This window comes from Ruegeria marisflavi (genome assembly GCF_025673445.1).
Lineage (GTDB): Bacteria > Pseudomonadota > Alphaproteobacteria > Rhodobacterales > Rhodobacteraceae > Ruegeria_B > Ruegeria_B marisflavi.
The window spans coordinates 93,788-105,266 of record NZ_JAOVQN010000019.1; the positions used below are offsets into that span (position 1 = coordinate 93,788).

The window sequence follows — 11,479 nt, forward strand, 5'->3', positions numbered from 1 at the left end:
CCCGTTAGGCTCCAAGCGTCTGAAAATATAGACCGATCTGCGGCGCGCGCGCAGAGCTCCGAGCCCAGCCACGGTGCCGAACAACATCAGGCCCGTCGCCGGCAGCGGAACAACAGCAGGGGTGCGCCTTGCAATCAGAACCCGGCCAACACCGTCGCTCGAATAGATCCCATCGTACTCTATGGGCGAACTCACGGTCGAGGAAAAGTACAGCCACGGGAGGGCTGGCCTTGCCTCACTCAAACCCAATGTCTTGACACTACCGCCCGGATGGTAGGTCGACCGCTTCCGAAATGTGCGCTCCGCCATGTCGTGTCACTTGCCGACTAGGTCCCTACGGACAAGTCGTCCGATTGAGCGCGGAAGGTCGTCAAGGTTGACCGGCTTCAGGAAATCGGGGGACTGGTAGGCGATTTCCTCGATGGTGCCATCCGCTGCGATCTCGACCAAGGAAAACGCTTTGGGTGAAGGTCGGGAAGCACCCAGCAGCACACGCGGGCCCGAGCCCAAGCAGGATTGCGAGACCATCAGGATGCCGTCGGCGACACCGGGATAATAGGCATGGTGATGTCCGCTCAGATAGAGGTCTACACCGTGCCGCACCAGAAGGTCGTGCAATTTTGGATCCCCGATCACGTCATCACTCCGCTTCTCGGCAAACGGCCAGAGCGGCAGATGGCTGAACAGGACAACAGCCTTGTGCCGGCTGGCCTGGCGTTCCAGCAGATCGTCGAGCCAGTCGAACTGGTTGTCCGACAGGGCTCCGGTGGTGGTCACGTCCAGGGAAACCAGCAGCACGCCCCGCACCGACAGGGCGTATCGAAAGGGAAAGTCGGCCCTGTCCACAAATGTCAGGTCAGGCTCCCTGTCGCCCCAGACCTTAGCAAAAATCGCCCGTTCGTCTTCGAACCCGCGATAGGCAGAGGCGTCGTGGTTTCCGGGCGTGACGACAATGGGAATGCCGGCCCTGGCCAAGGGCTTTGTCACCGCGTCATCGAACGCCGACCACATGGCCGCAACCTGGTCGGCCGAAAGATGCGGATTGACCTGTTGGCCCGCGACCATATCGCCAGTGCTGATGACCAAATCGGGTTCAAGCGCGACGATCCTAGCGATCCCGTCGTGAACCGACTTGCCATAGCTGGTTGATCCGTAGCTGCCGTTCAGGTCCGAAATCACCGCGATCTTGAATGGCTCTGCCCGGACAGCACCAGCAACGAGGCAGAGCACAAGCGCCGCAATCCGCAGCATGTCAGCCTCCAGTGCAGTCCAACTGAACTCCGGCCACCTTACCTTTGACAAAAAATGTCTCCGGGTCCAGATCGAACAGCATCTCTCCGCGGCGGCAGGTTTCGGAGAGAATACCAAAGGCAAGAGCAGCGTTCTTCACGATCTGGGCGACTTGCCGGTCATCCAGCCCGAAGCTGTCGCGCACATAGGTCAGAAGCGGCCCTTGTGCGCTGAAATCCGCATCCAGCCTGGCCAGCTTGGCATAGGTCGTCGAAGGGAAATGGCGCAGTTTTTCCAGCATCTGGGTCGACTTGGTGAAATTGGCGTATTCCACCCGCCCGCCCGCATCGTTGTCGTTGAGGTGGGTTCGCTTCACCCGGATTGCCTGTTCCGGCGCCGTACCGCGATCTTTGCCATGATTGTCTGCCTTGTGACTGCGGACTTCGCCATTCTCGACCCACATCCAGCGCACCTTGTAGTCGATATTTCCGATCCGGTCCTGCTGGCTGAAGATGAAGTCGAGCAGAACGATATTGGCGATATCCGTCATCCAGTACGCAACTTGCCGCGGATCCACATCGGCCCCCATGTCGCGGCGGATCTGCTTGGTCTTGATCGCTTCGGCAATGCCCTCGGCAATGGCCTCGTCGATGGGACGGCTTGACCGCAGCGCGAGGAACGGGGCGGTTTCCTGAAAATCGAGGTTCTGCCCCTTGCCCCAGCCCGAGGCCCGAGTCCCGTTGACCTCGGTGCCATAGCGGGATCCGGGGCTGTCCAGCAAAGCGCCATAAAGGGCCTTGCGGTCCGACGTGAAAAGCTCGTCCACCGGTTTGTAGACCGAGGGGTTCTGATCTGCATCGACAAGCATGCGCCAGCCGGCATGGTTCATTCCCGACGAATGAGAGTTGCCAGACAACGCCAGCCCCCGCGTGGCCACCTCCTCCAGATGCATGGTGCGGTCCATACTGCGCCAGACAGCAGGAGGAACACCGATATCGGCCTCGAAATAGCGCGAGAAGTGGTAGTAGAGCAGCGGTGAGGTCGAGAAGGTGCCACTGGTGCCCTTGGCGTTCATGGTCGGTTTGAACTTGGCCAGGTCTTTATGGGCCAACTGGGACGCGGACTTGCCTTCGGCACAGGCGTGACGTTCAAAGCCCTGCCGGTCACCGGCATAGGGGCCCTTGGAGATGTCGTAGATCTTCATGCCAGGGCTCGTGCTCCAGGTTTTGGGACAGAGCGCGACGGTCGCGGCATAGAAGTCGAGGGCGCAATAAGCCTCCTCGGCCAGCAGGTCGTGTTTTGAATAGACCGCGCCGGGCATCGGCGTGATTCGGACGCAGCGTTCGGTAACGTCGTTCGGACTGGTGAACAGCGTCTCATGGCCCTTGACCGCATCCGAGGCCAGTGCAGCGCTCGCAAACATCCCTGCGCAAACCAGCAGGGCGGGAAACAGGGCGCCACTCATTTCGGGCAGATCGCTGCTTGTTCCGCAGCCGAGATCGTCAGCGCGGAGTTGACCTTGAAATGTTCGAAGTGATGATCAATCCAGGCATCGCACCCATCCGAGCAATCGGCGCCGTTGCGGGCCTCGTTCCAGTATTGCTTGGCGCGGTCCTCGCTCCAGCCGCAGAATTGCACCAGCGCCATTGCCGAGACCGCGCCGGAAGAATGGACACCCCACATGCAGTGGACATACATCGGCCCCGTTCCGGGGTTCTTGATGATATCATGGAGTTCTTTCATCACGTCGTCGGGCCTGGTCGATTTGCCTGCGGCATAGGTCAACTGGCCGCTGCTGCAGGAGGTTTTGCCGTACTCTGTATGTTTGCCGAAGTCGATGTAGCGGGCCGCGGAAAATCCGGCCTCGCACAACTGTTTGCGCTGCGACCCGGACAAACCGGTCCGTGCCTTGTCACCCCCCTTGAAGCCGCCCCTGTAGAGCACGCCAGACAGCACCGGGCGTACGAAGGCAAGCCCGTCGGCAGGCGTGGGGTTGGACCGGGCGATCATCTGATCATGTCCCGGCGCGCCGGAACGTGCTGTAAAGTCGGCAGCCATTGCGGGCACTGTCATTAAGGCCAGTGCAATTCCTGCACAGCGGATCATTGAAAACATCTGGTAATCCTTCACTAGATTTCCCTCCTCGTTCGATCCTGACCCTTTCAGGACAGTTCGTCTGTTGGATTTAGTCAATCCTGTATGTCAGCAGCCGTGATTTCTTGCCGTCGTCGGTGATGACATGAAGGAAGTCGCCGTCCAAAGAGAGCGCCACTCCCTCGGCATTGCTCACCGGATGCAGTTTCTTCTTGCCGGCGTCCATCAGCGCCCATCCCCTTGCGGTCATACTGGAAAGGTCGAGGAAGAACACCGCCTGTCCGGTGTCGCTGGTGATCCAGACGCCCTTTCGCCACGCGTCCCATGCCAGGCCGGACAGGTCGAGCTTGTCGTCTTGCGCCGCCGCAGAAACGAAGCCCATTGCCGCCGACAATTCCTGTATCCGGACAACCCGCGACAAGTCGGGGGCCAACTCAATCAGCAACCGTGGCCAGCGTTCCTTGATAATCAATACGGCGCCGGTTTCGGGGTCAACCGTGATCCCTTCCAATCCGTTGTTTTCATCTGCCTGGAAATGGGCAACCAGTCCCTCTGCACCTGGCAAGGTCAGCAATCGAAACCGGGTGAGGGTCCCGTCTGGGGCAAGTGACAGGATCTCGGTCGTGTCCTCGCGCACCATCAGCAGACGTTGCCGAGGCAGATCCTCTGCGATGCCTTCCAGTTGGGGTTCTCCGGACAGGTCGTCGCGTTTTCCCGGCTTGCCCTTGTGATCCAGGCGGAACAGACGGGTGACGTTGTCACTCACCGACCAGAACCCACCCTCGTCTGCGGCGCTGAGGCCAGACGGTTCGGTAAACCCGATGGACGGTTCGGCAATCTCGCGCGAATTGACCAGCGACAGGGACATTTCCGCTTCGACAGGTCCCACAAGGAGAAGGTGAACCGCCGAGGCGACCAACATTACCCAGGCGCCAAGCCATTTCCGCGGAGGAGACTTAGTCGGAAGCGGCATTGCTTCGTCGCGGATCAGTCGATATGCCAATCGGAAATTCCGCTTGCCTTGCCTTCGGACAAGCGCGCCATTTCCCTCTCCAGTGCGGAACGGCGCGCTCCGTTCACACCGGTGACCACGTAGTGGACCGTCGACTTGAACTTGGTTCGGCTTATGGAAATCGTGCGAAAGCCGGCTTTCTGCAATTCGTCGCGCACCACTTGCATCGACTCCAGCACCGGCCGCTTCTTGTCCGAAAACTGGATATCCACGCCAAAATTGGCAGGCCCACCCAGGACGTAGAGAATGGCAAACGCGCTGGCCGTGGTGATCAGGGCGATCACCGGTAGGTCGAGCCCGACACACAGGCCGATCAGGGTAACGAGGATCAGGCGCATCGTGTCGCCGGCACTGTCGTCCGTCTTGAACCGCAAGAGACCCCCAAGACCGAACAGCACAAAACCGATCAGGTACCCGTGATGCATGATGAGGAAGCCGACGACCATGCCGATCAGCGCATAGACGAACAAGGCGCGCGGTGTTTCGAAATCGCTTCTGGTCTTCCGGTTTGCGCTCAGCACGGGGTGATAGGCGATGACCGCAGTCATCACCGAGGTCTCGATCAGCGCCAGTCCGAATTCGAGCAACTCGCGTGGCTGTAGCAACTGCCCCCAACCACGGCCGCGCACCGTTATTTCCGGCAGGCTCGCCTCAAGACCAGTTGCGACCTGCGCCAGGGCCGGCGACGCGGCAAAGACGGTCAGGACAAGTAAACATAACATTCGCACGCCGAGGATGACGGTACCGGTTTTCCGCTTCATGTGCATCAGTGCGCCTCACTTTGTCCCTGGCGAATGAAGGTAGCGTCGGAATTGGTGTAAGGCCAGATTTTTGAACGCTGAGACCCGTTTCCGAGTTGGTCTAAGATCAAGTGGGATGGATGGAGCAATTTTTTATGTTCTCGATTTCTGATGGAGGAGTCCGATCACCAAGCTAGACCATGAGAATGGCAGAGAGCCGGTGGCGCGATAGCAAAGATCAGAGACGGGGAGCGGCGCGTCGGGGCAATTCGAGACCGAACGAAATCTGTCCTGCAACGCACTCTTACTATCTCCTCCTATATCGCATCCCAGCCAAACCTCGGATCACGTTTCCATTTTGCTCAGCGGACCATCGAATCCGCATTATGATGCATTAACCCTGGCTGGGCCGAAGCTTTGCCAAGGCCTCCTCGCAGCCTTTCAGAGCGCCCGTTGATTGAATACCTTCGGGAAGCTCTCCACCAGACGCATTCTGCGCAGCACGTTTCATAACCTCGTCGATTTGCGCCTCGTCCAGCAAACCGGTCTGGTTGACGGCCTCCACGACCATGCAGATCCCAGTCGCCAGCCCGACCCCGGCACCGGCGCCCATCATTGCACCGCCTGCCGTCCGCATGGCGCCATAGCTACCGATCGCCAGGCCGATGACAAAGGCCAGAACGCCAATGAACACTTTCGACACCTGTCTTTCTCCTCTTCTAGCTACGCGCGGCGAACCCGCAGATCATTCTGAGAAGCATCAGGTTCAAGAGAGGCGACAGAGCCGCCAGCCAAGGCCGAAATGCCTCGCCGAACAGGTCCAGAAACTGGTTCCACGGCAGCCCGAGCGGAAGCAGGAACACTGCCGCTAAAGGGTCGCGCTCCTGTCCGAACCAACCAAACGTCCCGACAAGCAGCAGAAACAGCGCGGCCAGGTAAGCCAGTGCAAAGATCAAAGTAACCGTTTTACACATGGCTTGAGCCTCTGGCCGCGGTTCTTGGCGTCATGCCATTGGACTGGCGCGGAATGGTGGCGACTGACGGACCCGATGCTCACATCCGCCCATTGCGAAGATTGAACACCTGACCTTGCGAATTGGTGCCGCAGATCACGTGCTTGTGGCCCGATGCAAGCTCGATGTAGAAGTTGTCGGCCCCTTCCTGTCCGGCGTTGACAATATGTACGTCGTGACGGCCCACGCCCCAGCTGGACGAGGCCTCGTTCACGCAGGATTGCGCCGCAGCCGAGGGAACCTTCACGCCGGCGATATCGCGCTGCTTGTGAGCCAGACGGTTGCTCCGTTCCTTGTGGCCCGCATCGAACCCCTGGCCATAGGCGGTGCTGCTGTGGCGCGAGTCATAGGGTTCGTTGTGCAGCCCGTCGCGATAGCCCCGTTCGAAGGCTGCCGTTTCATTTTCGCCATTCGGCTTGTAACCTTCCTGATAGTGGTTCTTGTTATGGGCCAGCGCGGCCAATCCGATAATTGCGATGGCGCCTGCAATCGCTGCCGCCTCGTCATCGGCCCGGGCCGGTGCAACTGACACGGTCAAGGCAACAGACATGGCCGAAACGCCAAGTAGTAAACTTCTCATCTCTCAATCCTTTCAGACAACCGGGATGGATCCCCGAACGACACCCAGACATTCAAGTTGTTTCATCGTGATCCTCTGCCGGCTATCCGATGTGCGCAGCAAATATCCATTTCTCGCAACACGGTGCTGTAAGGTGTTGTCTGTGAAAGATTCAGTTTCGCGCAACCGCAACCGCGCCGGTTGTCAGACCTTGCGCCACACGCCCAAGGTCTGCGAAGGTAATTCGTGAAACTTCTCGCGATAAGCTGCAGAAAATCTGCTCAAATGATTGAAACCGCAATCAAGGGCGACTTCGGTTACCGAGGCCTCGTCGTTCGGGTCGCACAGTCGTTTTCTGGCTGCTTCCAGGCGAATTACGAGCAAGGCCTTTGACGGAGTTGTTTCGAGGACATTCTTGAACGCCAACTCCAAGCTTCGCGTGCTCACCCCGCAAACCTTTGCCACCGAGGGGATATCCTTTATTTCTCCGTGGGATACCCTCATGTATTCCAGCGCCATCCGCACCGAGCGATAGCTGGACGAGTCGCTATGGTAGACCGGGGCATGCAGAACGCCGGTCTCCTGAAGCGCATCCACGATCTTGTCCGCGATGAATTCGACCCAGACCGCGCGGCTGGCTGGATTTCCAATCCGTACCGATCCGCGGTCGATTTCCGCGTGCAGTGTCCGGACAGTCTGAATCAATTCGGCGGTAGCAGCAGACCGACTTCCGTTCATCCGAAGCGACAGTGAGTCGAATTCGATTGCAGAAGGCAGGCTCAGTCCAAGCCGGTCGAAGGCTGCGCGCATCAGGTCGGTCGAGATGATCAGCGGGATGCCCTTGAAAGTCGCGGCTTTGCCCGCACTGACCCTAGTATGACGGCGATTGGGAGAGAAGAAGAGCGCTTCGCCCGTGGTGGCCTTGTTAAGGCCGGCCTTGCTTTCGCACTCGATCACACCGCTGAGCGGAACAATAAGGCTGTTGGACATGTACTCGCTGACGTCGACGTTGTGGCCGGACGAAATCACCTCGCCCACGGTCAAGCCGCCCAGGTCAAACCGCGACACGCGCGCATAAACCTCGGGACGATGGGCCATGACCATCTTGTTCGGATTGGAAAACAGGCGGGATTCCACCACCCGCGTTTCGGCTCCGCGAAAAGATACTTCCGTCCTGAAAAAACTCATCCAACTCTCCCCTAGATCGCACATAGTGCGAACTCGTACGGAACATACCTCTCAAGGTAATTTGCAAAACTAGGACCGATCAAGCACGGTCATGTTTTTGCGAGGACTTATCGCCTCTTGCGCAGTGAACTTGCCGGGTGTTTGCGCAACTGCCTCGGGCAGGCCCTAGCCTTCGGGGATGGCTCGATAACAGCGGGAGCGGCCGAACCCAACCCAGCACCCCAGACTCCGTGAAGAATTTTCAGCCACCTGCGCGAAACGGATATTCCTTTCGCAAAAGGGATCGCGCCGGGAGAGGTACGGTCTAGTGTTGCAGAAGCCCTTCCGATAACCCTCTCCGATCCGGAGACGATTAAAAGTCTGGAGCCTGCACCCATGTTGCACCGCAGATATCTATGCTGGACCATATTCGGAGCCTGCGCGCTGGCATCGGCTGCCTCAGGCCAGTCCGCGGATTTCATGCGAAACGAGTGTTCCAGTGCGGGCCAGACCTATTTCCGCGATTTCACCGCGGCCACCGAGATGCAGTACAACGGCCGTCGCGTGGATGGGACGCACGCGATCAACGGGCGGATATTCCTGGAAACCCGGTTCGAGGACTTCGCCTGTTCCTACGATCCGTTCGAGCGGCGCATGGTTGAGTTCTTTGCCGAAGGCCGGACTCAGGCCAGCCCCCTGCCCGGTGGGGGCGGCTCCTCCGATCCGGCCGGTTCCCGCATTGTCACGGTGTGGGGCATAGCGGCAAATGATGTTCTCAACGTCCGCAGCGGCCCCAGGACGAACTACCGGATCATAGGCGCACTGAGGAATGGCGACAGGGTCCGGCAGTTGCGCTGTCAGACACCGGGCCGCACGACCTGGTGCGAGATCGAGATGCTGACCGACATGCGTGAACGCGGCTGGGTCAGCGCGCGTTATCTCACGGGCGGCGGATCGCAGGGTGGCACGGCGACGCAACTGCCCAGTCCCCCGTCGACGCATGGCGGGACAGCGACGCAGCTCCCAAGTCCGCCTTCGGTGACCGGCGCCGGCCAGACGACAACCGTGACCGTCCGCTTCCCGCCCGGAGCCAATGGAACCGAATTGAGGGAGCAACTCGCGCCCGGAGCCACCCGCCGCTACATCCTCAATGCGCGGGCCCTGCAATTCCTCTATTTCCGGCTCGCCTCGACCGATCCGGGCATGACCTGGCGCATCCAGAACCCCGACAGCACGCTGCTCGACCGGGCAACGGCCGCCCGCGAATATCGCGGCCAGTTTTGGCAGTCGGGAAACCATGTCATCGAGGTCATCAACGGCAGTAACCGGTCTCGATCCTATACCGTGATCTTTGGCATCAACTAAGACCATCTGAAAGGAACAACCACATGATCCAGACGCTCTCCAAGTAAGCTGCCAATGGGAATGCTGCGGGCCTTGCGATGGCCGCAATGTTCGTACTGACACTCGCTTACCCTGCTGTCGCGCAAAGCAAGGCCGAGCTCGCGCAGGCCTGCGGCGACGCGGCAAGGCAGTATTTCGAGAATTTCAACGCGCCCACGGACATGCGCGCCCATGAACCACGCGTGGATGGTTCCCTAACCTCGGGCGGTTCCATCGACCTTGGCAACTACGTTGCCCAGGTTTGCTGTGGCTTTCCCGCCAAGGAGCTTCGGCTGACCGAGTTCTATGTGGACGGCGCCGACGTTCTTGCCGACTTGCAGGCCGGGCGAACGGTCTCGGGGGGCGGCATGCCCAATTACGACCGTCCGGTCGGCGGTGTCTTTCCCGCCGGGTCAAGCTTCACGGCGTCTTCGATCATCTACTGCGAACGTCCGGGCACGGAACCGCGCGAATGCGATACCGGCGTCGTTCGCGAGGGCAATGGAAACGGGTTTGCAATGGTCTTCTGGCCGGACGCGGGCAACCGTGTCCTCTATTTCGAGAATGGCGAAGTCATCCGTTATGACCAGTCGGAAGCCGATGGGGGCGCGGAACTGCGTGTCACCCGGGACGGTGACATGCAGATCGTGACCGTGGGCGATGCTCGTTTCGAACTGATCGATGCCCTTCTGGTCGGAGGCTGACCCCTATCGCCCGGCAAACTTGCAAAGGTTCACCTGAGAGGAAAGAAAGACAAATGAAACCCACTATTAAGATATTCGCAGGATTGATGGCTTTGGCGTCCTTGGCCGGATGCCTGGAAACCGAAGGGACTGCGTCCCAGATGCCCACGGCACCGGACTCGCCGCCATTCATTGCCAGTATGGCACCGGATGTGACCCAGGCGGCAATCAATTCCTGCCGCTCTGCGCTTATCGCGCAAACGGACGGAAGCGTGATCGTCGTTGGCGGCGAAACATCCGAGGCCGCGACCGCCATCTACATGTGTGTCGGCGAAAACGGAGCCCCTTGGCGCTGCCTAGTGTCCCGCGATGGAAGCAATCCTTCACTCATGTTCTTGGGCAGCGAAGGCAACGCCTGATCCCATCCGCTACGGATAGGCAGCTTCAAAGGCTCGTCATGGCTTTTCCTCGTAGCCCTGGCGCGGCTCCTGACCGGTGCTCCGGGCATTTCAGGTCAGGAGCAAACCTTCCTTTACAGGGCGTCGTCTCATACATCCGGTTAACATGGATTAGAGACATGCACATCAGTTGGATACCCGTCACAGAGGCCGTGGGGTAAGTCTGTCTGGGGAAAGGAAAACATCGATCGTCAGCCGATTTGCGCAACAGATTCAACATTAACCCTCGATTTCTAGGATTTAGTTAAATTTTGACACAATTCAGCCAATTTCTTTTATTTAGTTTAACCGAAGGGCACCTCCGGTGTTGGCGATCAAAATCGGAACTACAGCGCAAAATTTGAAAACGAGCCTAACGGAACTTGCGGATGTTTAGAACTGTTTTGCGTTCCAAGCTGCAATCTTTGTTTGTGGCATTTTTGATCGTGTTAAACTTTCTATGGGTTGACCAAGTTGTTGCCGCAAACCTTTCAGTAAGTGGAGCACACAGCGTCATTTCAGCAAGTCCCACAAGTATTCCGGCAGATGGCGCGTCAACCTCAAGTATTACTGTTCAAATTCGTTTGACAAACCCGGGAGGCAATCAGGTTCAAAACAAAACAACCGGCGGTGACTTGGTCATACTGCACACAACAGCAGGAACTCTTTCCGCCGTAACTGACAATGGAAATGGAACCTATTCCGCAATTTTAACTTCAAGCAACACAGTAGAAATTGCCTCAATTACAGGGACTGTTAATGGACAATTTATTGGGACTTCTAGCAGCGTAAGCTTCACGCTTTCACAAGTGGCCCTGACCCTCTCGCTCTCCGCCAGCGACCTGACGCTGACCCGTGGCGTCGCAATGGCCGATGTGACGGCCACGCCGGCCGGGGGCAGCGGAAGCTATACCAGTTTCACTGTCAGCCCCGCCCTCCCCGCAGGCCTGAGCCTGAACAGCGGCAATGGAACAATCTCCGGATCCCCCACGGCGGCGGTTGCGGATGCCACCTACACGGTCGAAGTCACCGACAGCAATGGCGCCAAGGCACAGGCAACAATCTCGATCGAGGTCCTGGACCCGGCCCTGACCCTCTCGCTCTCCGCCAGCGACCTGACGCTGACCCGTGGCGTCGCAATGGCCGATGTGACGGCCACGC

At 58.8% G+C, this 11,479-nt stretch carries 13 protein-coding genes; 4 read left to right on the plus strand and 9 right to left on the minus strand.

Translation table 11 applies throughout. The features are described from left to right. Positions 1-315: 315 nt before the first annotated feature. The 9 genes from OEZ49_RS17440 to OEZ49_RS17480 form a co-directional block, all read right to left on the minus strand. A complete protein-coding gene (locus OEZ49_RS17440) occupies positions 316-1,251 on the minus strand; it encodes a metallophosphoesterase family protein (RefSeq protein ID WP_263389508.1) in 936 nt (311 codons plus the stop codon). A gap of 1 nt (position 1,252) precedes the next feature. Further along, complete coding sequence (locus OEZ49_RS17445; RefSeq protein ID WP_263389509.1) at positions 1,253-2,653, minus strand: hypothetical protein; 1,401 nt, start codon at positions 2,651-2,653, stop codon at positions 1,253-1,255. A 38-nt stretch (positions 2,654-2,691) separates the two neighbouring features. Beyond that, complete coding sequence (locus OEZ49_RS17450) at positions 2,692-3,345, minus strand: hypothetical protein (RefSeq protein ID WP_263389510.1); 654 nt, start codon at positions 3,343-3,345, stop codon at positions 2,692-2,694. Positions 3,346-3,415: 70 nt separating this feature from the next. After that, complete coding sequence (locus OEZ49_RS17455) at positions 3,416-4,297, minus strand: SdiA-regulated domain-containing protein (protein WP_317853186.1); 882 nt, start codon at positions 4,295-4,297, stop codon at positions 3,416-3,418. Between the two features lie 14 nt (positions 4,298-4,311). Next, entirely contained in the window at positions 4,312-5,097 is a 786-nt protein-coding gene (locus OEZ49_RS17460) for a hypothetical protein (RefSeq protein ID WP_263389512.1), read from the minus strand. Positions 5,098-5,470: 373 nt separating this feature from the next. Next, the gene (locus OEZ49_RS17465; RefSeq protein ID WP_263389513.1) at positions 5,471-5,779 is read right to left on the minus strand and encodes a hypothetical protein; all 309 of its coding nucleotides are present in this window, start codon (positions 5,777-5,779) and stop codon (positions 5,471-5,473) included. 16 nt (positions 5,780-5,795) lie between these two features. Next, positions 5,796-6,050 (minus strand): hypothetical protein, encoded by a 255-nt coding sequence (locus OEZ49_RS17470; RefSeq protein WP_263389514.1) that lies wholly within the window; start codon positions 6,048-6,050, stop codon positions 5,796-5,798. Between the two features lie 79 nt (positions 6,051-6,129). Next, complete coding sequence (locus tag OEZ49_RS17475; protein WP_263389515.1) at positions 6,130-6,669, minus strand: hypothetical protein; 540 nt, start codon at positions 6,667-6,669, stop codon at positions 6,130-6,132. A 183-nt stretch (positions 6,670-6,852) separates the two neighbouring features. Then, positions 6,853-7,836: an AraC family transcriptional regulator gene (locus OEZ49_RS17480; RefSeq protein ID WP_263389516.1), complete on the minus strand. Its 984-nt coding sequence runs from the start codon at positions 7,834-7,836 to the stop codon at positions 6,853-6,855. A 375-nt stretch (positions 7,837-8,211) separates the two neighbouring features. On the opposite strand from OEZ49_RS17480, the gene OEZ49_RS17485 reads away from it, so the two are divergent. From OEZ49_RS17485 to OEZ49_RS17500, 4 genes are all read left to right on the plus strand, one after another. Then, positions 8,212-9,180, plus strand: a complete 969-nt coding sequence (locus OEZ49_RS17485) for an SH3 domain-containing protein (protein WP_263389517.1) — start codon at positions 8,212-8,214, stop codon at positions 9,178-9,180. 86 nt (positions 9,181-9,266) lie between these two features. Continuing rightward, positions 9,267-9,902, plus strand: coding sequence for a hypothetical protein (locus tag OEZ49_RS17490; protein ID WP_263389518.1), 636 nt, complete (start codon positions 9,267-9,269; stop codon positions 9,900-9,902). A 53-nt stretch (positions 9,903-9,955) separates the two neighbouring features. Next, on the plus strand, positions 9,956-10,300 hold the full coding sequence (locus OEZ49_RS17495; protein ID WP_263389519.1) for a hypothetical protein: 345 nt from the start codon (positions 9,956-9,958) through the stop codon (positions 10,298-10,300). Between the two features lie 407 nt (positions 10,301-10,707). Next, positions 10,708-11,479 (plus strand): invasin domain 3-containing protein (locus tag OEZ49_RS17500; protein WP_263389520.1); only part of this gene is annotated, 772 nt, incomplete at its 3' end.

Excerpts from the sequence above, each read along its gene's own strand:
- OEZ49_RS17455 (WP_317853186.1), bottom strand. The coding sequence starts at position 4,297 with ATGCCGCTTCCGACTAAGTCTCCTCCGCGGAAATGGCTTGGCGCCTGG.
- OEZ49_RS17480 (WP_263389516.1), bottom strand. The coding sequence starts at position 7,836 with ATGAGTTTTTTCAGGACGGAAGTATCTTTTCGCGGAGCCGAAACGCGG.
- OEZ49_RS17485 (WP_263389517.1), top strand. The coding sequence starts at position 8,212 with ATGTTGCACCGCAGATATCTATGCTGGACCATATTCGGAGCCTGCGCG.
- OEZ49_RS17445 (WP_263389509.1), bottom strand. The coding sequence starts at position 2,653 with ATGTTTGCGAGCGCTGCACTGGCCTCGGATGCGGTCAAGGGCCATGAG.
- OEZ49_RS17490 (WP_263389518.1), top strand. The coding sequence starts at position 9,267 with ATGTTCGTACTGACACTCGCTTACCCTGCTGTCGCGCAAAGCAAGGCC.
- OEZ49_RS17475 (WP_263389515.1), bottom strand. The coding sequence starts at position 6,669 with ATGAGAAGTTTACTACTTGGCGTTTCGGCCATGTCTGTTGCCTTGACC.
- OEZ49_RS17470 (WP_263389514.1), bottom strand. The coding sequence starts at position 6,050 with ATGTGTAAAACGGTTACTTTGATCTTTGCACTGGCTTACCTGGCCGCG.
- OEZ49_RS17495 (WP_263389519.1), top strand. The coding sequence starts at position 9,956 with ATGAAACCCACTATTAAGATATTCGCAGGATTGATGGCTTTGGCGTCC.
- OEZ49_RS17450 (WP_263389510.1), bottom strand. The coding sequence starts at position 3,345 with ATGTTTTCAATGATCCGCTGTGCAGGAATTGCACTGGCCTTAATGACA.
- OEZ49_RS17440 (WP_263389508.1), bottom strand. The coding sequence starts at position 1,251 with ATGCTGCGGATTGCGGCGCTTGTGCTCTGCCTCGTTGCTGGTGCTGTC.
- OEZ49_RS17460 (WP_263389512.1), bottom strand. The coding sequence starts at position 5,097 with ATGAAGCGGAAAACCGGTACCGTCATCCTCGGCGTGCGAATGTTATGT.